The following is a 22,794-nucleotide window of genomic DNA, read 5'->3' as shown; positions in this document are numbered from 1 at the left end:
TTTCAAACAATGAAAAGGCTTGTTGATATAGTTGTTGCATCTGTAGCAATTTTATTACTTTCTCCAATATTTATTCTCGTTGCTTATAAAGTCAGGAAGAACTTAGGGGCGCCTATCTTTTTTTATCAGGAACGCCCTGGTAAAGACGGTAAGCTATTTAAAATGATTAAGTTCCGCTCGATGAAAGATGCTACAGATTCCGAGGGAAATGCTTTACCTGATGAGCAGCGGATTACACCATTTGGACAAAAATTGCGCTCTACAAGCTTGGATGAAATGCCGCAGTTATTTAATGTGCTAAAAGGCGATATGAGCGTCGTTGGGCCTCGGCCAATGTTAAAAGAATTTGTTGAACTTTATTCACCTGAGCAAGCGCGTCGTTTGGATGTAAAACCTGGAATGACCGGTTTAGCACAAGTGAGTGGGCGTAATGAATTAGATTATGAAGAGCGCTTTAAATGTGACGTTTGGTATGTCGATCATCATAATACCTTCGTTGATTTTAAAATCATGTGGAAAACATTAGGTGTTATGTTGAAACGTGAAGGAATTAATGCGCCTGGACATGTTGGTCCCTCTTTATTTAAGGGGAATAATTTACAAGAACAAGATAAAATTAACTCTTGAAGATCTATCTAAATCAATGAAGTAGTAATGTAATGATCAAGAAAGCAATTTTACCTGTCGCAGGTTTAGGTACACGATTCTTACCAGCAAGCAAATCTATTCCAAAGGAAATGGTGACGGTTGTTGACCGTCCAGCCATTGAATATGTGGTACGTGAAGCAGTTGACGCTGGGATTGAACAAATTATTTTGGTCACACATTCTTCTAAAGCCTCGATTGAGAATTATTTTGATCGTAATTTCGAGTTAGAAACAACTTTAGAACAAAAAAAGAAATTTGATCTACTCAAAGAAATTACTGATATTTTACCTAAGCATGTTAGCGTTGTGAGCGTGCGTCAGCCGCAGCCTTTAGGTCTTGGGCATGCTGTACTCTGTGCAAAAGATATCGTGGGTAATGAAGCATTTGCCGTATTATTACCTGACGTTTTAGTCAAGAATCAAGTCTCTGAGAATGATTTGTCTCTGATGATCCAGCGCTTTGAGACATCTCAAGCAGCACAGATTATGGTTGAAGCAGTACCTGATCATTTGGTTGATCAATATGGTATTGTTGATGTCGCGGTTTCACCGAATGAAGGTGAAAGCGTTGTGATGCAGGGAATCGTTGAAAAGCCTGCGGTGGGTGCAGCACCTTCGAACTTATCTGTGGTTGGTCGTTATATTTTACCAGCTCAGATTATGGCGCTTTTAGAAAATACTCCACGTGGAGCTGGAAATGAAATTCAGCTCACTGATGCCATCGCAGCATTACAGCAAGCAGAAGCTGTTGAAGCGTATCGTATGAAAGGGCAGACTTTCGATTGTGGCAGTAAGCTTGGATACCTGAAAGCTGTATTACACTATGGTATTGAGCATCCCAAATTGGGCGCAGATTTTAAGGGCTTAATTCAAGAATTAGCCCTGTAGTTTAGGGCATGTGGTTATGAAAGTTGCAATCTTTGGCAATACATTATATGCAGGCGTGATGTCTGCATTATTGTCTGAATCTGGGCACTTTGTGTATTGGTGCTCACATCTCAATGATAATTCCGCTGATCAGCAGTACTCATTTCATGATGAAAATGTTAGTCGCTTACTGGAACAACAGTTAAACAGTGGTTTTCTCAGTTATCGTGATTTGGACGCTATTCCTTTAGATATAGATGCTTATTTATTTAGTTTTAATCAAACACAAGAACAACAAGTTTTTCAACTGCTTCAGTCGTTAAAACAGCGTCCGATTATTCATCCAAAACTGATGATCAATGCTTCAACCTTTGGCTTACAGGGGACTGAGCACTTTAAGAAAATCCTTTCCGAAGATGACTGGGTTTATTTACCAGATACGATTCAAGAAGGAAATGCTTTACAAAGTTTAACTCAAGCAAAACAAATGATTGTAGGATGTACGCAAGTTGACGTTCAGAGCAAAGTGAAAGAATTGCTAAGGCCTCTTTTTCCTTTGGCACAGCAATATTTGTTTATGCCAATTTTAGATGCTGAATTTACCAAGCTCAGTATTTCAGGCATGTTGGCGACAAGAATTAGCTATATCAATGATTTGGCTGTGGTTGCTGAGAAACTCGGGATTGATATTGCATCAGTACGTCAGGGTATGGCGGCGGATAACCGTATTGGTTCAGCTTACTTAGCCCCTGGTGCTGGTTTCGGCGGTGAAAATTTTTCTCATGATATTCTGACACTCTCTAATACAGTTGCAAATACAGGCGTTAAAAGCCAATTGCTGGCACAAGTATGGGAAATTAATGAGCAACAAAAAGAAATCCTATTCCGTAAGTTTTGGAACTATTATCATGGTGATTTAAAGGGTAAGTCCGTTGCAATTTGGGGGGCTTCGTTTAAAGAAAATACCTCAAGTATTCAGCAATCACCTATCCACCAAATGCTTGCGGCACTGTGGGCGCAAGGGGTGACGGTTCATCTACATGATCCGCAGGCTTTGGATGAAATTAAACAGATGTATGGGCAACGTGACGATTTAGTCCTCTGTGATGATCAGTATGATGCGGTGAAAAATGTGCATGGTCTATGTGTGTTAACTGCATGGAAACAATACTGGAGTCCAGACTTTAAACAGCTTGAACAATTGATGGTACATCCTTTGATATTGGATGGCCGCAATATTTATGATCCAGACTATGTGAAATTACAAGGTTTCGCATATATGGGCGTGGGGCGTTAATGATGATCAAGCAAATTCAGCCTTTTGCCGTTAAGGCGTCAGCGTCAGTGCTTGAGCATTTATCATCTTTGCAAAAGCAAATTAAAGAGGTTCATCTCAAGACTTTATTTGCAGCAGATCCCTCACGCTTTAAACGGTTCTCAGTTGAACATGATCAAATTGTTCTCGATTTTAGTAAACATCGTATTGATCAAACTATTTTAAATGGCTTGGTCGACTTAGCTCAGGCACAAGATTTAAAACAATGGATTAAGACATTATTTTCTTCGGAACAAATTAACTATACCGAGCATCGTGCAGCCATGCATTGGGCTTTACGCTTGCCGCAATCGAGTCCAGATTTTCCTCAGGAGAATCAACAGGTACAGCAACAGCTGGAGCGGATGTATGCTTTGGTGGATAAAATCCATGCTGGACAATATCGTGGCGCAACCGGTGAAGTCATTCAGGATGTAGTCAATATTGGTGTCGGAGGCTCTGACTTAGGTCCTTTAATGGTGACACATGCGTTGTCCGATTTTAAGGTGACGAGTACAAAGCCTTTAGATGTGCACTTTGTCTCGACTATGGATGGTAGTCAACTGTCTGACCTGCTACATCAGCTGCGCCCAGAAACGACATTATTTATTATTTCCTCGAAGTCATTTGGCACCATTGATACCTTGTCGAATGCACAAACGGTTCGTCAATGGTTAGAAAAGTCGCTTGGACAGAATGAAAAAATTCTGCAGAATCATTTTATTGGGGTCTCGACCAAACCTGAAAAAATGACGGAATGGGGCATAGCCGCTGATAAGCAGTTGTTGCTATGGGACTGGGTTGGTGGTCGTTATTCACTGTGGTCATGTATTGGTCTGCCGATTGCGTTAACGATTGGGGTTGATGGTTTTAAGCAGTTGTTAGCGGGCGCGCACGAGATTGATCAACATTTTCAAACCGCACCATTTCAGCAGAATATTCCGGTATTGATGGGCTTGTTAGGGGCGTGGAATAATAACTTCCTTGAAATCCAAACTCATGCTGTGTTGCCCTATGACGGTCGACTCAAATATTTCGCCGCTTATTTGCAGCAGCTTGAAATGGAGTCCAATGGTAAATCGATCCAGCGTAATGGGGAAAAGGTGAATACAGCGACTTGCCCGATTGTGTGGGGTGAGGTTGGACCCAATGCACAACACGCATTTTATCAGCTATTACATCAAGGGACACACTCCGTGAGTTGTGACTTTATTGCACCGGTAAAGCGTTATAATGCCAATCAATTTACTTATGCTGAAAGTGCAGAGGCTTTGGTTGAACAGCATCATCTGGCCTTATCGAATTGTTTGGCGCAGTCGCGATTATTGGCCTTTGGTAATCAAGCTTTGGCAGCAGATGAACTTGAAGATTTACCCGCTTATAAGCAATACGAAGGCAATCAGCCAAGTTCAACCATTTTACTCAAAGAGCTGAATCCTTATAGTTTAGGGATGCTAATTGCGACGTATGAACACAAAGTTTTTGTGCAGTCGGTATTGTGGAATATTAATCCCTTTGATCAATGGGGTGTTGAAAAAGGTAAAGAGATTGCCAATCAACTGTTACCGATTTTAAACCGTGAGCAAGATGATTTGTCTGCTTTTGATACATCGACGCAAGGTTTGTTGAAAATATTGTTAGGAAAAATAGATGGCTAAAATTTTAGTCACAGGTGGTGCGGGTTATATTGGCTCACATACCTGTTTAGAACTACTCAATGCAAGTCATGAAGTTATTGTATTTGATAATCTTTCAAATAGTTCGGAAGAAGCTTTACGTCGTGTACAGACACTCGCCAATAAAAGCTTGGTTTTTGTAAAAGGTGATATTCGTAATCAGGATGCGTTAGATCAGGTCTTTCAGGATTATTCTATTGATGCGGTCATTCATTTTGCAGGTCTCAAAGCGGTCGGTGAGAGCCAACAGGTTCCATTGACTTATTTTGATAATAACATTGCTGGCAGTGCTCAATTGGTCAAGGCGATGGAACGCGCTGGCGTATTTAACTTGGTATTCAGCTCATCTGCAACGGTATATGATGAAGCCAATAGTTCTCCGTTAAATGAAGATATGCCAACAGGTATGCCAAATAACAATTATGGTTATACCAAACTGATTGTCGAGCAAATGCTGCAAAAACTGGCACAGGCAGACTCGCGTTGGTCGATTGCTTTACTTCGTTATTTTAACCCTGTCGGTGCGCATAAAAGCGGTCAGATTGGTGAAGATCCGCAAGGAATTCCAAATAACTTAATGCCTTATGTCACACAAGTCGCAGTCGGTCGTCGTGAAAAGCTGGCAATTTATGGCAATGATTATGACACCGTCGATGGTACAGGGGTTCGTGATTATATCCATGTGGTCGATTTGGCCAATGCGCATTTATGTGCCTTAAATAATCGCTTATCTGCTCAAGGCTGTCGTGCTTGGAACATTGGGACGGGCAATGGTTCATCGGTATTAGAAGTTAAAAATACTTTTGAACAGATCAATGCTGTACCTGTTGCATTTGAATTTGCACCACGTCGTGCAGGTGATGTCGCCACTTCATTTGCAGACAATAGCCGTGCGATTACAGAGTTGGGTTGGCAGCCTCAATATACTTTGGAAGATATGTTGGCGGACAGTTGGAACTGGCAGAAACAAAATCCAAACGGCTTTAATTAAATCAAACACAAATAAAAAAGGAGCAATATGCTCCTTTTTTATTTGGAATAAATTAGCCCTGAATCAAAGCCGTTAATTCATCGACATAATGCTGCATCGGTTGCGGATTGTGATCGGCACGACTTTCAATATTTAAACGCAGTAACGGCTCGGTATTCGAAGCACGGACATTTAAGCGCCATGCACCAAAATCAAGGCTGACACCATCGGTACGATCAACCTGTGGATTTTGATCGGCATAATGATCAAAAATCTTTTGCACCGTTGCTTGTGTATCCGCCACTTTAAAATTGATTTCACCGCTACATGGGAATTTGGCAATCATGTTTTCAACTAAAGTTGAAAGCGATTGACCCGTTTCCGAAAGTAGTGCAATGGTCAGTAGCCAAGGAATCATACCGCTATCGCAATAGGCAAAGTCACGAAAATAGTGGTGCGCACTCATTTCCCCGCCGTACACAGCATTGTGCTCACGCATGACATCCTTAATGAAAGCATGTCCAGACTTAGATTGTACTGCGATGCCTTGGTATTGATCGACGATGTCAAAGGTATTCCAGACCAAACGTGGATCATGCACAATCTTTTCACCTGATTGTTTGATCAGGAATGCCTGTGCCAATAAACCAACGATGTAATAGCCTTCGATAAACTGGCCTTTTTCATCAAACAGGAAGCAGCGGTCAAAGTCACCATCCCAAGCAATCCCCATATCAGCCTGATGTTGCAGCACAGCATCACGCGTGCTGTCGCGGTTTTCAATCAGGATTGGGTTCGGAATACCGTTCGGGAAAGTGCCATCGGCTTCATGGTGAATTTTAATGAACTCAACTGGAATATTCAGTTGCTGGAATTTTTGTTCGATGGCATCAATCACATGACCTGCTGCGCCATTGCCCGCATTGACCACCAGTTTAAGCGGTTTAATTTTTTGTGGATCAATATAGGTGAGTAGGTGTTCAATAAACTCAGGCAAAATATTGTAGGGTTGGGTGGTACCTTTATTTGTAACTTCAATGAATTGACCTGATTCAGCCAATGCCTGAATTTCTTTTAAGCCTGTTTCCGCACTGATTGGGCGTGCATTTTCACGCACTAATTTCATCCCGTTGTAATCCATTGGGTTATGGCTGGCAGTGACTTCAATACCGCCTTGTACATCCAAATGAAAAGCTGCGAAATAGACTTCTTCTGTGCCGGTCATGCCCAAATCAAGCACATTGATACCTGCATCATTCAAGCCCCGAATTGTGGCCTGTTTTAAGCCTTCGCTACTTAAACGGATATCACAACCAATCACCACGGTTTTGGGTTGATAGATCTGCCCATAGGCACGACCAATGTTATAAGCAATCTCTTCATTCAGTTCAGTACCGAGTTTGCCGCGAATATCGTAGGCTTTAAAGCAAGTCAGTTGCGTCATATTGTTCAATTCATAGTGATGTGATTTGAGTTGTGAACAGATTATACAGATATCGCTACAAAGTCATATTTATTGTTTTATCTTCAGCGTTTGAGGACCTGAGCCACATAAATTGAATGCTGGTTGGAAAATTTTTATCAGACTTTAGTCGAATGCCGAAAGCACACATGAACAGAAAAGGATTGATTTATTTTAATTATTATTGGTCATACCAATTATGGTTGCGGTGATAGGGTTGATCCTGATAATTCATATAATTAAGATGCATGAAGATTGTAAGTGGGTGAGATCTGCTTATTTATTAAATATTGGTCATACCAATATTATGAAGATTCGTTAAATATCGAAGTAAAAACAAAATGACGCCCAGCATTTCAAGGAGATGAGAATGCTAAATGTGTGGCAACAACTATATGACCCTTTCAATAATATCTGGCTATCCAGTGCAGTCGCGCTGATCCCGATTATTTTCTTCTTCTTGGCGTTGGCGGTCTTTCGTATGAAAGGTAGTGTTGCGGGGACTTGTACCGTGATGATTGCCTTGCTGATTGCATTGTTTTTTTATCAAATGCCAGCTGAAATGGCATTTGCTTCCCTGGTTTATGGTTTTTTTTACGGTTTATGGCCGATCTCATGGATTATTATCGGGGCCGTGTTCCTGTATAAAATTTCGGTAAAAACGGGGCAGTTTGATGTGATTCGCTCCAGTATTTTGTCGATTACAGAAGATCAGCGTTTACAGATGCTCTTGGTGGGTTTTGCCTTTGGAACCTTTTTAGAGGGTGCGGCAGGTTTTGGTGCACCAGTCGCCATTACAGCAGCTCTATTGGTCGGCTTAGGCTTTAAACCGCTATATGCTGCGGGTCTTTGTCTGATTGTGAATACGGCTCCTGTGGCCTTTGGTGCCATGGGTATTCCGATTATTGTGGCTGGACAGGTGTCTGGTGTCGATACTATGGAAATCAGCCAGATGGTCGGTCGCCAACTGCCTTTTTTAACCATCATTGTGCTGTTCTGGATTATGGCGATCATGGATGGTTGGCGTGGCGTGAAAGAGACTTGGCCTGCGGTATTGGTCGGCGGTAGTGCTTTTGCCATTGCCCAATACCTGACTTCAAACTTTTTGGGACCAGAACTGCCTGATATTACCGCTGCGATTGCCTCATTGGTCAGTTTGACCTTGTTGTTCCGAGTTTGGAAACCGAAGCATATTTTCCGTTTTGAAATGACTGATGAACAAGCAGCCAGCCATGCGGTCTCATCACAACAGCGTTATAGCATTGCGCAGATTGCCAAAGCATGGTCGCCGTTTATGATTTTGACCATGATGGTGACCATTTGGAGTGTGAAACCATTTAAAGCACTCTTTGCTAAAGACGGTGCCTTGGCGGACTGGATTTTTAAAATTGAAGTGCCGTATCTGCATAAGCTGGTAGAAAAAATGGCGCCGATTGTGCCTGAAACTACAGCCTATGAAGCGATCTATAAATTTGATTGGTTCTCTGCCACAGGTACGGCTATTTTTATTGCGGCCATCATCACCATCATATTCCTGAAAATGAAAACCCGTGACGCGGTTAGTACCTTTGCGGAAACGTTAAATGAGCTAAAAACCCCAATTTATTCGATCGGAATGGTGTTGGCCTTTGCTTTTATTGCCAATTATTCAGGTCTGTCTGCGACCTTGGCTTTGGCACTCTCGCATACAGGTCATGCCTTTACTTTTTTCTCGCCATTCTTGGGTTGGCTGGGTGTCTTCTTGACGGGTTCCGATACCTCATCCAATGCGCTGTTCTCGGCTTTGCAAGCCACCACAGCACAGCAAATCGGTATTCCAGAAGTGTTACTGGTGGCTGCCAATACCAGTGGGGGCGTAACGGGCAAGATGATTTCACCGCAATCGATTGCGATTGCCTGTGCCGCGGTGGGTTTGGTTGGAAAAGAATCGGACTTGTTTCGTTTCACGGTAAAACATAGCATCATATTTACTGTCTTTGTTGGCATCATTGTCACGGTTCAGGCTTATCTGGTGCCGTGGATGATTCCATAACGCTAATCAAGGAAATGTGATGAGAATCTCCGATCAAGTGGTCATGAAATTACAGGCACTCATTGAGCAACGCCAGATGAAACAAGGTGATCGCTTACCTGCCGAGCGTCAACTGGCGACCAGCTTAGGCGTATCTCGTCCGTCCTTGCGTGAGGCGATTCAACAGCTGAATAGTCAGGGGGTGTTGAGTAGCCGCCGTGGTGATGGGACCTATATCCAACAATTACCTGAACAGTGGCCACAACAGCTCATCGTCAATCCGATCAGTCATTTGATTGAAGAAGATCCACTGTACCGTTTTGATGTACAGGAAGCGCGTTTGTTGCTTGAAGGTGGCACTGCATGGTACGCCGCATTGCGTTCAACACCTGAAGATCGGACCAAAATTCATCATTGTTTTGATGAGATTAGTCGTTATCAAAATGCAGGCGATTCAGCTCGGGCGGCAGTGGCGGATGCAGAATTTCATTTAGCGATTGCCGAAGCGTCACACAATATTGTACTGATCCAAATGATGCGGAGTCTGTTTGATTTACTGCAATACAACGTCTTGCTCGGGCGTAACAAAGTTTATAACCACCCTGTCAATGGTGACTTGCTCAGCGAGCAGCATTTTCAGGTGATGGATGCGATTGATCGTAAAGATCCCGAAGCTGCACGCCAAGCGGTGTGTGGGCATATTGAATTTGTGATTAATCATGTACGTGCTCTGGGCGAAGATGAAGCGCGCCAGAAACGTGCAACACGTTTAACGAGAGTGGACTCAAAATGATTATTTCTTCTGGCAATGATTATCGTGCTGCGGCCCAGCGTCGTTTACCGCCATTTTTATTTCACTATATCGACGGTGGTGCATATTCGGAACATACCTTAAAACGTAATGTGCAGGACCTTTCTGAAATTGCCTTGCGCCAGCGGGTGTTGAATGACATGTCGGCATTGAGTCTGGAAACCAAACTGTTTAATGAAACCTTGTCGATGCCTGTGGCATTGGCACCAGTGGGTTTAACCGGTATGTACGCACGTCGAGGTGAAGTTCAGGCGGCAGTGGCAGCAGATCAAAAAGGCATTCCATTTACCTTATCGACTGTTTCAGTCTGTCCGATTGAAGAAGTGGCGCCTGCAATTCAGCGTCCAATGTGGTTCCAGCTGTATGTGTTGCGTGATCGTGGCTTTATGCGTAATGCCTTGGAACGTGCTAAAGCGGCAGGTTGTTCAACACTAGTGTTTACCGTGGATATGCCTGTGCCAGGGGCACGTTATCGCGATGCGCATTCAGGTATGAGTGGTCCAAATGCGGCGATGCGTCGTTATATGCAGTCTATGTTGCATCCACATTGGGCATGGAATGTCGGGATGTGTGGTCGTCCACATGATTTGGGCAATATCTCGAAATACTTAGGTAAACCAACAGGGCTTGAAGATTATATCGGCTGGTTAGGCTCTAACTTTGATCCGTCAATTTCTTGGAAAGATCTGGAGTGGATTCGTGAATTCTGGGATGGCCCGATGGTGATTAAGGGGATTCTGGATACTGAAGATGCTAAAGATGCTGTGCGCTTTGGTGCAGATGGCATCGTGGTATCCAATCATGGTGGACGCCAGTTGGATGGCGTGATGTCTTCTGTGCGGGCTTTGCCTGCGATTGCCGATGCGGTGAAGGGCGATCTGGCAATTTTGGCAGACTCTGGCATTCGTAATGGTCTGGATGTAGTGCGGATGTTGGCCTTGGGTGCAGATACGGTGTTATTGGGCCGTGCCTTTGTTTATGCCTTGGCGGCAGCAGGGGGGCAAGGGGTATCAAACTTGCTCGATCTGATTGATAAGGAAATGCGTGTGGCGATGACCTTAACAGGGGCTAAATCGATTCAAGAGATTAATGCGGATTGTTTGGTACAGGTAAGTAAATTGGGTGTGTAGCGGGCACGAGATAAAGTAGTTATCACTTTGTCGAATTGCCAGTCATTTAGTAGTAGGCACAGCCACCAAGTCTGGTGACATGCTTATGTCTGAGGTATAGGCATTTGTCACTTTTGAAGGATCAAAAGTAACCAAAAATCCTCTGTTCCGATGACGGTACGTCCTTGCTACCGCATCGGAACAGGCGGCATCCTTGCCGCCAACAGCGATAGTAAATACAGGGCTGATTCAAATTAGAGAATCAGCTAGTCCAATGATAAATGACAAACCGTAAGTCCTTACCGTGCTGATCTAGTTTTAGCATGCATAAGATATAGCTAGATTTTATATGAATGACCCAAAGGAGCCATCATGCAAAGATTTTCTCCCAAAGCAGTGATTGGTCGTTTACAGCAGATTGTTGGACGTCAGCATGTACTGAGCGATGATCAAAGTACCCGCCAGTATCGTCAAGGCCGTCGTTTTGGTGAGGGCAAAGTCTTTGCAGTGGTGATCCCTGGCACCTTGCTGGAACAGTGGCAGGTGTTGCAAGCAGCAATTGACGCGGATTGTATCGTCATCATGCAAGCGGCCAATACGGGCCTGACCGGTGGTTCAACCCCCTATGGCGATGATTATGACCGCCCTGTGTTGATAATGAGTACGCGCCGTTTAAAAGGCATTCAAGTGATTCATGAGGGTCAGCAGGTGATTTGCTTGCCGGGGGCGACTTTGGATAATCTGGAACAGCTATTGAAAGGCTATGGCCGAGAGCCGCATTCGGTGATTGGTTCTTCCTGCATTGGTGCTTCGGTGTTGGGTGGGGTCTGTAACAATTCAGGCGGTGCCTTGGTACGCCGTGGGCCTGCCTATACCGAACTGGCCTTGTATGCGCAAGTGAATGCTCAAGGTCAGCTGGAGTTGGTGAATCATCTGGGCGTGAACTTGGGCGCAACGCCAGAAGAAATCCTGACCCGTTTAGAGCAGCAGCGATATCAAGTCACAGATATTTTAGACGATACTGAAAAACAGGCATCCGATCAGCGTTATGCGCAAGATGTCACCCAAGTCGATGCTGATAGCCCAGCACGCTTTAATGCTGATCCATCGCGTCTGTTCGAAGCCTCAGGTTCGGCAGGTAAAGTCTGTGTGTTTGCAGTGCGTCTGGATACCTATGAAAAGGTCGAGAGCAATGTCTTTTATATTGGCAGTAATGATGCTGAGGATCTGACTGCGATTCGCCGTTATTTATTGACTTCATTGCCAAGCTTGCCGATTGCAGGGGAATATATTCACCGCGATGCTTATCATATTGGTGAAAAATATGGCAAAGATACTTTCCTGTTTATTGAAAAATTTGGCACCGCTAATGTGCCGAAAGCTTTTGCATTAAAAGACAAGGTCGATGGCTTTTTAGAAAAATTTAAAATCAAAGGGCTGACCGATCATATTTTACAAATGATCACCTCCTTGTTACCGAGTCATTTACCGAAACGGATGACGGAATATCGCGATCGTTATGAACATCATCTGATGTTACGCGTTGAAAATAATTGCAAAGCCCAGACCGAGCAATTTTTACAAGACTATTTTGCGGTGCATGCTTCGGGTAATTTCTTCCTTTGCGATGCAGATGAAGGACGTAAAGCCTTTTTGCATCGTTTTGCCGTGGCAGGCGCAGCGATTCGTTATCGTGATACCCATCGGGATGAGGTTGAAGATATTGTGGCGTTGGACATTGCGTTACGTCGCAATGACCGTGAATGGGTCGAGCAATTGCCTGTGGAGATGGAACAGCAGATCATACATAAGCTCTATTATGGGCACTTTTTCTGTCACGTGTTTCATCAGGATTACATCCTTAAAAAAGGCAATGATCCTTTAGCGATGGAACATCAAATGTGGCATTTGCTGGATGCCCGTCGTGCGGAATATCCTGCCGAACACAATGTCGGTCATCTATATATTGCCAAGCCTACATTGGCCAATTTCTACCAGAAACTTGATCCGAATAATTGTTTTAATGTCGGGATCGGACACACTTCTAAATTGAAGTACTGGGGCAAAGCCAAGTCCTGACTTTAAATAAAACAGGAAATAAAAAAGGCGCTTCAAGCGCCTTTTTTATGCGTGATAACTTAAGCGGTTGCAGCAGATTTTGCTAAAACTTCAGCCACTGCTTTGGCAACTTTGTATACGTTATTCATGTTCAGGCCTGCAACACAGATACGACCACTGCGTACCAAGTAGATTGCATATTCTTCACGTAGCGTATCCACTTGCTCAGCGGTTAAACCCGTATAGCTAAACATACCTTTTTGGTTCACAAGGTAACTAAAGTCACGCTCAGGAAGTGCTTTGGTCAATTCATCTTTTAAGATGCTACGCATTTTGATAATACGTTCACGCATCTCTTTCACTTCGCCTTGCCATTGTTGATTCAGATCAGCGTCATTTAACACTTGATCAACCAACCATGCACCTGTTGTTGGTGGGCTAGAGTAGATACGACGTACCGTTGCTTTCAACTGACCGAATGTGCATTTTGCTGCTTCAGCATCGTCACATACGAAAGTCAAACCGCCAACACGCTCACCGTAAAGTGAGAAGATTTTTGAGAACGAGTTGCTGACAATAAAGTTCAGACCTGCTTGGTCTAATGCACGAATGGCATAAGCATCTTGTTCCATACTATCGCCGAAACCTTGATACGCGATGTCGAGGAATGGAATCAGGTTACGCTCTTTTAATACCACAATCACCTGATCCCATTGTGCTGGGTTCAAGTCTGCGCCTGTTGGGTTATGGCAGCATGGGTGCAATAACACAATGCTTTGTTCTGGCAATGTTTTTAAAGTAGACAACATCCCATCAAAATCAACGCCACGTGTTTCAGCATCGAAGTACGGATAGAAGTTGCTCTTGATGCCTGCACCATTGAAGATGGCAACGTGGTTATCCCAAGTTGGTTGGCTGACCCAAACTTCTGAATTTGGGAAGTAGGTTTTTAAGAAGTCTGCACCGACTTTTAATGCACCAGAACCACCCAACGTTTGAATCGTAGCAACACGACCTTGTTGAATTGCAGGGCTGTTTGCACCAAACAATAAGGCTTGAATCGCATCACGGTAAGGCTTGAAACCTTCCATTGGTAAATAAAGCTTGGTTTGCGTGTTTTTAGGTGCAATACGTTTTTGCGCTTCGATAATGGTATCAAGCTGAGGAACGATACTGTCTTCGTTATAGTACAAACCAATACTGAGGTTGACCTTTTCAGCACGTGGATCAGCATTGAACTGTTCCATCAATGAAAGGATTGGATCGCCTGCATAAGGTGGGATATGTTGAAACATTAACAATGTCCTTTTCTTCAACAAAGTGCATAGATGTCTGGGGAGGTTGGCGCTTCAGGAGCGGAACCTTTGATGCCCAATAATGTATCAATAAAGGCTGCATGAAGCACGCTGTTATTTACATTTTGGTGCAGTATTTACTTACAAAATTTGTCGGGATGAATCCATTATAAGGATTGTCTACAATCAAGCTGTCATACCATGGTCGTAGTATTAAAAGTATAAGGCCGCCTAGTCGATCAAAGCTTAGGGTCAGGTGATGAGTATAAATATTATTAACATTTTGTTTTATAAAGCTTTATTTTGTATTTTGGCAAGTGTTTTGATCAGCAGATTGGTTATATCTCGCTAGTCGAATTGGCAGCATCAGTCAGATTTATTGTCGACAATCCTATTGCATTTTTTCTTTTATCTGGTTATAAAATCATAAAAATTGTAGAGATTGTCGACAATATGCAAGATACCCTTGTTCCTCAAGCCCTCAGCACCAGTCAGGGAATGACCCTGACGGAACACGTATTTAAGCAAATTCAATCGGCAATTGTTTTAGGGCATATTCCTGCGGGCAGCAAGATTTCAGAACCTGAGTTGGCACGGATATATGGCATCAGTCGCGGGCCTTTACGTGAAGCGATTCACCGTCTGGAAGGGCAGAAATTGGTGGAGCGAACTGCGCATGTCGGTGCGCGGGTAGTCTCGCTTTCACTGCAACAGTTTCAAGAACTGTATCAAATTCGTGCCTCTTTAGAAGGCTTGGCCTGTAAACTCGCTGCACAGCATATTGATAAAAAACAGATTCTGGCCTTGCGTGATGTATTGCGTATGCATGCCGAGGATGAAAACTTTAAAGCAGGTAAGGGCTACTATCTGCAAGAAGGCCAAGACGATTTCCATTACTGCATTATCAAAAGCAGTGGCAATAAAACCTTAGAAAAAATGTTATGCGATGAGCTGTATCACCTCATCCGGATGTATCGCATTCAGTTTTCAAATACCCCAGATCGCCCAAGTAAAGCTTGGGATGAACATATCCGCATATTAGATGCGATTGCTGAAGGTGACGGTGAACTTGCCGAAATGCTGATGCATCGTCACATCAATGCATCTTACAAAATTGTTGAGCAAACATTGCTACAAAATCAAGGAGAACAACAACATGGCTAAACAGTCTGCTGGTCAGCTATTCCGCGACGCGGTCGCAAATGAAAAACCATTACAAGTGGTGGGTGCGATCAATGCTAACCATGCATTATTGGCAAAACGCGCAGGCTACAAGGCGATCTATTTGTCAGGTGGTGGTGTGGCTGCAGGTTCTTTGGGTTTACCTGATTTGGGTATCAGTAACCTTGATGATGTATTGACTGATGTACGCCGCATTACCGATGTCTGTGATCTGCCATTATTGGTTGATGTTGACACAGGTTTCGGTGCTTCTGCGTTTAATATTGCGCGTACCACCAAGTCGATGATCAAGTTCGGTGCTGCTGCAATGCATATTGAAGATCAAGTCGGCGCTAAACGTTGTGGTCACCGTCCGAATAAAGCCATCGTAACTCAACAAGAAATGGTCGATCGTATTAAAGCCGCGGTCGATGCACGTACCGATGACAGCTTTGTGATCATGGCACGTACCGATGCACTTGCAGTTGAAGGCTTACAAGCTGCAATTGACCGTGCAGGGGCGTATATCGAAGCGGGTGCAGACATGCTGTTCCCCGAAGCGATCACTGAATTGGCCATGTATAAGCAATTTGCAGATCTGACCAAAGTACCCGTTTTAGCCAATATCACTGAGTTTGGTTCAACCCCATTATTTACTACGGAAGAATTGGCTTCTGCCGATGTTAGCATTGCGCTCTATCCACTGTCTGCATTCCGTGCCATGAATAAGGCCGCAGAAAATGTTTATGAGACTTTACGTAAAGAAGGCACACAAAAGAATGTGGTTGATACCATGCAAACCCGTCAAGAATTGTATGAACGCATTAACTACCACGCGTTTGAACAATATCTTGATGGAACTTTTGCGAAGAATAAGTAGTTTCACCCCCTCCTAACCTCCCCAGAGGGAGAGGGATTTCACGAATTGAAGACTTTCGAGTAGAGATAAAAAGAGTATTTTTATCAGTTTCATGAAAGTCTTAATGATCGTGAAGGCGGCATGGATGCTGCCACGTTGGGCTGCGGTAGCAAGGACGTACCGTCAGGCCAACAAAGGATTTTTGCTTACTTTTGATCCATCAAAAGTAAGTCCAGCCGAAGGCTTATCCTCAAATAAGATGAGAGTTCGGTATGACACCGCTACGAAATTCACCTAAGGATATATAAAAAGGACAATCTTATGAGCAGTAATGAAACGCCAACAGGCTTCAAACCAAAAAAATCAGTTGCACTCAGCGGACAAGTCGCAGGCAACACTGCACTCTGTACCGTAGGCCGCAGCGGAAACGACTTACACTACCGCGGCTATGACATTCTTGACCTTGCCGTCGGCAGCCAATTTGAAGAAGTGGCACACCTTCTTGTACACGGCAAACTCCCAAACAAAGCCGAACTCAAAGCCTATAAAGCAAAATTAAAAGCACTCCGTGGTTTACCCGCAGCATTGAAAACCGCACTAGAGCAACTGCCACCATCTGCACACCCAATGGATGTGATGCGTACGGGTGTATCTGTATTGGGTTGCTTAACCCCAGAACACGAAGACCATAACGAAGCCGGCGCAAAAGACATTGCTGATAAATTGATGGCAAGCTTAGGCTCAATGTTGTTGTACTGGTACCACTTCAGCAACAATGGTCGTCGTATCGAAGTTGAAACCAATGATGATTCGATTGCTGCGCATTTCTTGCATCTATTGCATGGTGAAGCGCCATCGGAAGAATGGATTCAAGCCATGCACACCTCATTGATTCTATATGCAGAGCATGAGTTTAACGCATCTACATTTACCTCTCGTGTCGTTGCAGGGACAGGTTCAGACATGTACTCGGCAATCACAGGCGGTATCGGTGCGCTGCGTGGCCCTAAACATGGTGGTGCCAATGAAGTGGCGTTCGTGATTCAACAACGTTATGACAATGCAGATGAAGCAGAAGCCGACATTCGTAGTCGTGTAGAGAAAAAAGAAGTGGTAATCGGTTTTGGTCACCCGGTCTATACCGTTTCTGATCCACGCAACGAAGTGATTAAGCAAGTGGCGCGTGAACTTGCTGAAGCGCAAGAAAATACCAAGATGTATCTGATCGCTGAACGTTTAGAAGCGGTGATGAAAGAAGTGAAGAACATGTTCCCGAATCTCGACTGGTTCAGTGCGGTGAGCTATCACTTGATGGGTGTACCAACAGCAATGTTCACGCCATTATTCGTGATTGCACGTACAGCGGGCTGGTCTGCACACGTGATTGAACAGCGTCAGGATGGCAAAATCATTCGTCCAAGTGCCAACTATACTGGCCCTGAAAATCTTGAATTCAAACCATTGGCGGAGCGTGGTTAATGAACACAAAATATCGTAAACCGCTGGCAGGTACCCAGCTCGAATATTATGACGTGCGTCAAGCCGTTGAAGATATTCAGCCAGGCGCATACGAAAAGCTGCCATACACCTCGAAAGTACTCGCTGAACAGCTGGTGCGTAAAGCGGATGCCGAGAATTTAACGGCCTATTTAATCCAGTTGATCGAAGGCCGTCAGGATCTCGATTTTCCATGGTATCCAGCACGTGTGGTCTGTCATGACATCTTGGGTCAAACCGCATTGGTAGATCTTGCTGGTTTGCGTGATGCGATTGCAGACAAAGGCGGTGATCCTTCCAAAGTGAATCCTGTGGTTCCAACCCAGTTGATCGTGGATCACTCTTTGGCAGTTGAATTCGGTGGCTTTGACCCAGACGCGTTTGAGAAAAACCGTGCAATCGAAGACCGTCGCAACGAAGACCGTTTTCACTTTATTGAGTGGACTAAAACCGCTTTTAAAAATGTTGACGTGATCCCTGCGGGTAACGGCATCATGCATCAGATCAACTTGGAGAAAATGTCTCCAGTGATTCAAAATCGTGACGGCTTGGCATTCCCGGATACTTGTGTCGGTACCGATTCACATACGCCACATACCGATGCGCTTGGCGTGATTTCAGTCGGTGTGGGTGGTTTAGAAGCTGAAAACGTGATGCTTGGCCGCGCGTCTTGGATGCGTCTTCCAGACATCATCGGGGTTGAATTTGTAGGTCAGCGTCAAGCAGGCATTACTGCAACGGATATCGTGTTGGCATTGACTGAGTTCTTGCGTAAAGAACGTGTCGTTGGTGCTTACCTAGAGTTCTTTGGTGAAGGTGCTGACAGCATGTCGGTAGGCGACCGTGCCACCATCTCAAATATGACGCCTGAATATGGCGCAACTGCGGCGATGTTCTATATCGACCAGAACACCATCGACTATTTACGCTTGACGGGCCGTGAAGATGCGCAAGTGGCTTTGGTTGAGCAGTATGCAAAAGAAATCGGTCTTTGGGCATCAGATATGACCAAAGCTGAGTACCCACGTGTACTTCGTTTTGATCTTTCAACGGTGACTCGTAACATTGCAGGGCCATCAAACCCGCATGCACGTGTCTCTACGGCTGATTTGAAAGCCAAAGGCATTGCAGGGAATTTGGATCTTGCCAAGGCACAAGAAGCAGAAGGTTTAATTCCTGATGGTGCCGTGATTATTGCTGCAATTACCTCATGTACCAATACCTCAAACCCTCGTAACACGGTTGCTGCTGGTCTATTGGCACGTAAGGCCAATGAGCTGGGCTTGGTACGTAAACCTTGGGTGAAATCATCATTTGCACCAGGTTCTAAGGCAGCTGCGCTGTATTTAGAAGAAGCGGGTGTGTTGGGTGATCTTGAGAAACTTGGTTTTGGTATCGTCGCCTATGCATGTACCACCTGTAATGGGATGTCAGGCGCACTTGATCCCGTGATTCAACAAGAAATCATTGAGCGTGACTTATACGCGACTGCAGTACTTTCGGGTAACCGTAACTTTGATGGCCGTATCCATCCATACGCAAAACAAGCGTTCTTGGCATCTCCGCCGTTGGTTGTAGCCTATGCGATTGCAGGAACCATTCGTTTTGACATCGAAACAGATTCGCTTGGAAATGACAAAGATGGCAATCCAATTTATCTGAAAGATATCTGGCCTTCGGATGCTGAAATTGATGCGCTCGTCAAAGAAGCCGTGAAACCTGAACAGTTCCGTAAAATCTACATTCCGATGTTTGATTTGGGTGTTAATGAAGAAGCTGCGAGCCCACTATATGATTGGCGTCCAATGAGTACCTATATTCGCCGTCCTCCATATTGGGAAGGGGCGTTGGCTGCACCACGTACTTTAGCTAACATGCGTCCGCTTGCGATCTTGGGTGACAACATCACTACCGATCACTTGTCTCCATCGAATGCGATTGTGTTAGACAGTGCTTCTGGCGAATATTTGGCGAAAATGGGTGTGCCTGAGGAAGACTTTAACTCTTATGCAACCCATCGTGGTGATCACTTAACCACACAACGTGCCACATTTGCTAACCCGAAACTGTTTAATGAAATGGTGGTTCGTTCAGACGGCAGCATTAAACAAGGTTCAAAAGCGCGTGTCGAGCCAGAAGGCGAAGTGATGCGGATGTGGGAAGCGATTGAAACCTACATGAATCGTAAGCAACCGTTAATCATTGTGGCGGGTGCGGATTATGGACAGGGTTCAAGCCGTGACTGGGCAGCAAAAGGTGTTCGTCTTGCAGGGGTTGAGGCGATTGTTGCCGAAGGTTTTGAGCGTATTCACCGTACTAACTTAGTGGGTATGGGTGTTTTACCGCTTGAGTTTAAAGCTGGTGTAAACCGTAAAACTTTAAAGCTGGATGGTACTGAGCTGTATAGCGTGATTGGTAATATTGCGCCACGTTCAACTTTAACTTTAGTGATTGAGCGTGCTACAGCGGATGGTAAAGAAGAGATCGTTGAAGTGCCTGTAACCTGTCGCCTAGATACAGAAGAAGAAGTTTCTGTTTATGAAGCGGGTGGGGTATTACAGCGTTTTGCACAAGACTTTTTAGAAGGTCAAGTGGCTTGATGCCTTAGATCGAGATTGTGATAAAAAGACTCTACTTCGTGTAGGGTCTTTTATTTTTATATATAAAAGAAATCTGGCTTAATCTTTTTTTAAATTTTGAGGATGAATGACGTTAAGCATTTAGCTAGGTTTGGCTTTATCTATTTTGATAAAATGTTGTTGCTAAAGTGATCAAATAGTATCTATCATAAGGTATATACCAGAATGGTTGGAGTAGCGACAATGTCGACCGCAAAAGTTTTTATGACCGGCCGCAGTCAAGCGATTCGTTTACCTAAAGAATTTCGATTTGAAGGCGCAGAAGTTGAAATATTTCGCCGTGGTGATGAAGTGATCCTACGTGAAAAGCCAATTACCGCGGAACGCTTATTCAATGTATTGGCACAAATGCCAGATGATTTTTATGCAGAAGAAAGAGTGGATCAACCACCACAAGAACGAGAAGAATTCTAATGCAGACACAATATTTATTGGATACCAATATTTGTATCTATATCAGCAAACATCAGCCTGAAAGTGTCCGCCAGCATTTTGAAAAACATCTTCCCAATCGGAATATTTTAATCTCGGTGATTAGCTTGGGCGAACTACGTTTTGGTGCTGAAAAAAGTCAAAGCAAAGAAAAAGCATTAAAAGTCATTGATGAGTTTACCTCAATGATTCAAGTTGCCGAATTAGATGAATATGTTGCGGATCATTATGCGCAAATACGTCAAGCGCTTTCTTCTAAAGGTCAGATCATTGGATCTAATGATTTATGGCTTGCAGCGCACGCCAGAGCAAATAATTGGGTAATGGTCACCAATAATGAAAAAGAGTTTTTACGTGTTGATGGATTGCGTGTGGAAAATTGGGTATCGAATCCCTTATAACTCGTTTAAATTTTAATTAAGCATCATTCTTCACTTTTCCGACATCACCACTTGTCGGAAAGGTCAATAAATAATCAAAACTATCACGCTATAGTATATGTACCATTTCTAAAATCTATGGAGAGCAAAGATGGTCACTGCTGGCGAAAAACCTGGAACAGGCTTCTATTTTTGTGTTCAATGCGGACACCGCACCTATTTAGAAATTGGTACTGATCGTTTACCTCCGTGTACCAAATGCCTTGGCAATCAATTCAACAGTAAGAATGCCTAAGCCGCAAAATACCAAACAGTTACCCACTGTTTGAATAAAAGCCCTATCCCTTGATAGGGCTTTTTGTTACCTTAAAAATAAGATGTAAATAACAAGACCTGTCATAGGCATAGAAAGGTAATCCATGATGGAAACAATTTTAGGACTTTGTATTGGCGTTGGACTCAGCGCAGCTTGTGGTTTTCGTGTCTTTGTGCCGCTATTGGCGATGAGCATTGCCACCTTAATGGGATGGTATCAACCTGCTCAAGGCTTTGAGTGGTTAGCCATCCCATCAGTATGTCTGGCACTGGGTTTTGCCACGATTTGTGAAATCGCAGCCTATTATGTACCGTGGGTAGATAACTTATTAGATACCATTGCGACACCTGCGGCTGTGGTCGCAGGAACGGTCACAACGATGGCGGTGAGCAGTGGTGAAATGTCCCAGTTTGCCACTTGGGCCGCGGCACTGATTGTCGGTGGCGGAACCGCAGGTGTGGTGCAAATGAGTACGGTTGCGGCACGTGGGGTTTCGACGGCAACCACAGGTGGGCTGGGGAATTTTGTGATCTCGACCGGTGAGTTGATTGGCTCAATCGTATTGTCGATTTTGGCTTTTATCATGCCTGTGGTGATTACGGTCTTGGTGATTATTTTTATTATCATTGCTGCACGCTGGATTCGTTCAAAACGCCAAGAGCAAGTCACTCATTCACTATAAGCTTATATTTTCAAATCTATCATTTTTATATTGTGAATACAGATAATAAAAACGCTTCTTTAGGAGTAATGAGTAGATGTCACTTCGTTTGGTAAAACCTCACGCAAGGTTTAAACAGAGTTATAACGACTATATTAATGAACTTGCTGATGAAGAACGTTATCCACTAACACTAGACTTTGATCACACAGATTTTGACAAGTTTTTGCATAAATTAGAACAATATGAAAAAGGGCAGTCTTTACAAGAGGGACATGTTGCCAATATGACCTATTGGTTAGTAGACGATAATGAAATTATCGGGGTATCTAATTTACGACCTCAGCTCAATGCAGAAATTAAATATTGTGGTGGGCATGTTGGTTTAGGGATTCGTCCTTCTAGACGCAGACAAAACTTTGGCGCTAAGTTGCTGGAACTTACTATTCAGGAAGCATGGGGATTGGGCTTAACGCAATTGCATATACATTGCTATAAAGCCAATCTGGCTTCTGCAAAAGTGATTCAAGCAAATAGCGGTTGTCTGCATTCTGAAATTACTTTAGATCAAGTGATTCAAAGATATGTCTTAAATAAAACAATATAGGAAATCTTAGTTTGATTATTT

At 43.8% G+C, this 22,794-nt stretch carries 20 protein-coding genes; 18 read left to right on the top strand and 2 right to left on the bottom strand.

Features of this window, described 5'->3' with window-relative positions:
* Positions 1–9 precede the first annotated feature (9 nt).
* The 5 genes from B2727_RS05860 to galE are packed head-to-tail and all read left to right on the top strand — an operon-like array spanning position 10 to position 5,496.
* Positions 10–627, top strand: coding sequence for a sugar transferase (locus tag B2727_RS05860; RefSeq protein ID WP_241345223.1), 618 nt, complete (start codon positions 10–12; stop codon positions 625–627).
* 32 nt (positions 628–659) lie between these two features.
* Positions 660–1,535: a UTP--glucose-1-phosphate uridylyltransferase GalU gene (gene galU / locus B2727_RS05855; RefSeq protein WP_005319906.1), complete on the top strand. Its 876-nt coding sequence runs from the start codon at positions 660–662 to the stop codon at positions 1,533–1,535.
* A gap of 16 nt (positions 1,536–1,551) precedes the next feature.
* Positions 1,552–2,811, top strand: a complete 1,260-nt coding sequence (locus tag B2727_RS05850) for a nucleotide sugar dehydrogenase (RefSeq protein WP_241345224.1) — start codon at positions 1,552–1,554, stop codon at positions 2,809–2,811.
* Positions 2,811–4,487 (top strand): glucose-6-phosphate isomerase, encoded by a 1,677-nt coding sequence (pgi, locus tag B2727_RS05845; protein ID WP_409449596.1) that lies wholly within the window; start codon positions 2,811–2,813, stop codon positions 4,485–4,487. Before B2727_RS05850 ends, pgi begins: the two co-directional genes overlap by 1 nt.
* Positions 4,480–5,496 carry a UDP-glucose 4-epimerase GalE gene (gene galE / locus B2727_RS05840; RefSeq protein ID WP_241345225.1) on the top strand — a complete coding sequence of 339 codons (1,017 nt, stop codon included), beginning with the start codon at positions 4,480–4,482 and terminating at the stop codon, positions 5,494–5,496. Before pgi ends, galE begins: the two co-directional genes overlap by 8 nt.
* 52 nt (positions 5,497–5,548) lie before the next feature.
* On the opposite strand, the gene B2727_RS05835 is transcribed toward galE, so the two are convergent.
* Complete coding sequence (locus B2727_RS05835; protein WP_241345226.1) at positions 5,549–6,919, bottom strand: phosphomannomutase CpsG; 1,371 nt, start codon at positions 6,917–6,919, stop codon at positions 5,549–5,551.
* A gap of 382 nt (positions 6,920–7,301) precedes the next feature.
* On the opposite strand from B2727_RS05835, the gene lldP reads away from it, so the two are divergent.
* From lldP to dld, 4 genes are all read left to right on the top strand, one after another.
* On the top strand, positions 7,302–8,969 hold the full coding sequence (gene lldP / locus B2727_RS05830; protein ID WP_241345227.1) for an L-lactate permease: 1,668 nt from the start codon (positions 7,302–7,304) through the stop codon (positions 8,967–8,969).
* A gap of 19 nt (positions 8,970–8,988) precedes the next feature.
* Positions 8,989–9,741 carry a transcriptional regulator LldR gene (gene lldR, locus B2727_RS05825; protein WP_277605518.1) on the top strand — a complete coding sequence of 251 codons (753 nt, stop codon included), beginning with the start codon at positions 8,989–8,991 and terminating at the stop codon, positions 9,739–9,741.
* Positions 9,738–10,889 (top strand): FMN-dependent L-lactate dehydrogenase LldD, encoded by a 1,152-nt coding sequence (lldD, locus tag B2727_RS05820; RefSeq protein WP_241345228.1) that lies wholly within the window; start codon positions 9,738–9,740, stop codon positions 10,887–10,889. The genes lldR and lldD overlap by 4 nt, the downstream gene beginning before the upstream one ends.
* Before the next feature lie 351 nt (positions 10,890–11,240).
* Positions 11,241–12,947 carry a D-lactate dehydrogenase gene (gene dld / locus B2727_RS05815; protein ID WP_241345229.1) on the top strand — a complete coding sequence of 569 codons (1,707 nt, stop codon included), beginning with the start codon at positions 11,241–11,243 and terminating at the stop codon, positions 12,945–12,947.
* A 59-nt stretch (positions 12,948–13,006) separates the two neighbouring features.
* Here the strand turns inward: dld and B2727_RS05810 are convergent, their stop codons facing one another.
* Positions 13,007–14,221, bottom strand: coding sequence for an aromatic amino acid transaminase (locus B2727_RS05810; RefSeq protein WP_241345230.1), 1,215 nt, complete (start codon positions 14,219–14,221; stop codon positions 13,007–13,009).
* 453 nt (positions 14,222–14,674) lie between these two features.
* Here B2727_RS05810 and B2727_RS05805 point away from each other — a divergent pair, with 453 nt between their 5' ends.
* The 9 genes from B2727_RS05805 (at position 14,675) to B2727_RS05765 (ending at position 22,773) form a co-directional block, all read left to right on the top strand.
* Entirely contained in the window at positions 14,675–15,385 is a 711-nt protein-coding gene (locus tag B2727_RS05805; RefSeq protein ID WP_005186499.1) for a GntR family transcriptional regulator, read from the top strand.
* Positions 15,378–16,262 carry a methylisocitrate lyase gene (gene prpB / locus B2727_RS05800; protein WP_005209856.1) on the top strand — a complete coding sequence of 295 codons (885 nt, stop codon included), beginning with the start codon at positions 15,378–15,380 and terminating at the stop codon, positions 16,260–16,262. The genes B2727_RS05805 and prpB overlap by 8 nt, the downstream gene beginning before the upstream one ends.
* A gap of 300 nt (positions 16,263–16,562) precedes the next feature.
* Positions 16,563–17,720: a bifunctional 2-methylcitrate synthase/citrate synthase gene (prpC, locus tag B2727_RS05795; protein WP_005200876.1), complete on the top strand. Its 1,158-nt coding sequence runs from the start codon at positions 16,563–16,565 to the stop codon at positions 17,718–17,720.
* Positions 17,720–20,338 (top strand): Fe/S-dependent 2-methylisocitrate dehydratase AcnD, encoded by a 2,619-nt coding sequence (gene acnD / locus B2727_RS05790; protein ID WP_241345231.1) that lies wholly within the window; start codon positions 17,720–17,722, stop codon positions 20,336–20,338. The genes prpC and acnD overlap by 1 nt, the downstream gene beginning before the upstream one ends.
* Positions 20,339–20,560: 222 nt before the next feature.
* Positions 20,561–20,791: an antitoxin gene (locus B2727_RS05785; protein ID WP_171552354.1), complete on the top strand. Its 231-nt coding sequence runs from the start codon at positions 20,561–20,563 to the stop codon at positions 20,789–20,791.
* Positions 20,791–21,210: a type II toxin-antitoxin system tRNA(fMet)-specific endonuclease VapC gene (gene vapC / locus B2727_RS05780; protein WP_241345232.1), complete on the top strand. Its 420-nt coding sequence runs from the start codon at positions 20,791–20,793 to the stop codon at positions 21,208–21,210. The genes B2727_RS05785 and vapC overlap by 1 nt, the downstream gene beginning before the upstream one ends.
* A gap of 130 nt (positions 21,211–21,340) precedes the next feature.
* Positions 21,341–21,484 carry a zinc ribbon-containing protein gene (locus tag B2727_RS05775; RefSeq protein WP_004637424.1) on the top strand — a complete coding sequence of 48 codons (144 nt, stop codon included), beginning with the start codon at positions 21,341–21,343 and terminating at the stop codon, positions 21,482–21,484.
* 127 nt (positions 21,485–21,611) lie between these two features.
* Positions 21,612–22,187, top strand: coding sequence for a DUF4126 domain-containing protein (locus tag B2727_RS05770; RefSeq protein ID WP_241345275.1), 576 nt, complete (start codon positions 21,612–21,614; stop codon positions 22,185–22,187).
* 76 nt (positions 22,188–22,263) lie between these two features.
* A complete protein-coding gene (locus tag B2727_RS05765; protein ID WP_241345233.1) occupies positions 22,264–22,773 on the top strand; it encodes a GNAT family N-acetyltransferase in 510 nt (169 codons plus the stop codon).
* Positions 22,774–22,794: the final 21 nt, after the last annotated feature.

Origin of the sequence: Acinetobacter sp. UBA991, from assembly GCF_002292065.1 — a bacterium.
In the GTDB taxonomy this organism is placed as follows: domain Bacteria; phylum Pseudomonadota; class Gammaproteobacteria; order Pseudomonadales; family Moraxellaceae; genus Acinetobacter; species Acinetobacter higginsii.
Note: the sequence above shows the minus strand (reverse complement) of the source record. Positions and strands in the feature narration are given on the sequence as shown.

What these genes read in the sequence shown, in the direction of transcription:
- galU (WP_005319906.1), top strand. Translation starts at nt 660, where the DNA reads ATGATCAAGAAAGCAATTTTACCTGTCGCAGGTTTAGGTACACGATTC.
- B2727_RS05835 (WP_241345226.1), bottom strand. Translation starts at nt 6,919, where the DNA reads ATGACGCAACTGACTTGCTTTAAAGCCTACGATATTCGCGGCAAACTC.
- B2727_RS05805 (WP_005186499.1), top strand. Translation starts at nt 14,675, where the DNA reads ATGCAAGATACCCTTGTTCCTCAAGCCCTCAGCACCAGTCAGGGAATG.
- B2727_RS05785 (WP_171552354.1), top strand. Translation starts at nt 20,561, where the DNA reads ATGTCGACCGCAAAAGTTTTTATGACCGGCCGCAGTCAAGCGATTCGT.
- pgi (WP_409449596.1), top strand. Translation starts at nt 2,811, where the DNA reads ATGATGATCAAGCAAATTCAGCCTTTTGCCGTTAAGGCGTCAGCGTCA.
- B2727_RS05850 (WP_241345224.1), top strand. Translation starts at nt 1,552, where the DNA reads ATGAAAGTTGCAATCTTTGGCAATACATTATATGCAGGCGTGATGTCT.
- B2727_RS05770 (WP_241345275.1), top strand. Translation starts at nt 21,612, where the DNA reads ATGGAAACAATTTTAGGACTTTGTATTGGCGTTGGACTCAGCGCAGCT.
- lldP (WP_241345227.1), top strand. Translation starts at nt 7,302, where the DNA reads ATGAGAATGCTAAATGTGTGGCAACAACTATATGACCCTTTCAATAAT.
- lldR (WP_277605518.1), top strand. Translation starts at nt 8,989, where the DNA reads ATGAGAATCTCCGATCAAGTGGTCATGAAATTACAGGCACTCATTGAG.
- prpC (WP_005200876.1), top strand. Translation starts at nt 16,563, where the DNA reads ATGAGCAGTAATGAAACGCCAACAGGCTTCAAACCAAAAAAATCAGTT.
- prpB (WP_005209856.1), top strand. Translation starts at nt 15,378, where the DNA reads ATGGCTAAACAGTCTGCTGGTCAGCTATTCCGCGACGCGGTCGCAAAT.
- B2727_RS05810 (WP_241345230.1), bottom strand. Translation starts at nt 14,221, where the DNA reads ATGTTTCAACATATCCCACCTTATGCAGGCGATCCAATCCTTTCATTG.
- acnD (WP_241345231.1), top strand. Translation starts at nt 17,720, where the DNA reads ATGAACACAAAATATCGTAAACCGCTGGCAGGTACCCAGCTCGAATAT.
- galE (WP_241345225.1), top strand. Translation starts at nt 4,480, where the DNA reads ATGGCTAAAATTTTAGTCACAGGTGGTGCGGGTTATATTGGCTCACAT.
- B2727_RS05765 (WP_241345233.1), top strand. Translation starts at nt 22,264, where the DNA reads ATGTCACTTCGTTTGGTAAAACCTCACGCAAGGTTTAAACAGAGTTAT.
- dld (WP_241345229.1), top strand. Translation starts at nt 11,241, where the DNA reads ATGCAAAGATTTTCTCCCAAAGCAGTGATTGGTCGTTTACAGCAGATT.
- lldD (WP_241345228.1), top strand. Translation starts at nt 9,738, where the DNA reads ATGATTATTTCTTCTGGCAATGATTATCGTGCTGCGGCCCAGCGTCGT.
- B2727_RS05860 (WP_241345223.1), top strand. Translation starts at nt 10, where the DNA reads ATGAAAAGGCTTGTTGATATAGTTGTTGCATCTGTAGCAATTTTATTA.
- B2727_RS05775 (WP_004637424.1), top strand. Translation starts at nt 21,341, where the DNA reads ATGGTCACTGCTGGCGAAAAACCTGGAACAGGCTTCTATTTTTGTGTT.
- vapC (WP_241345232.1), top strand. Translation starts at nt 20,791, where the DNA reads ATGCAGACACAATATTTATTGGATACCAATATTTGTATCTATATCAGC.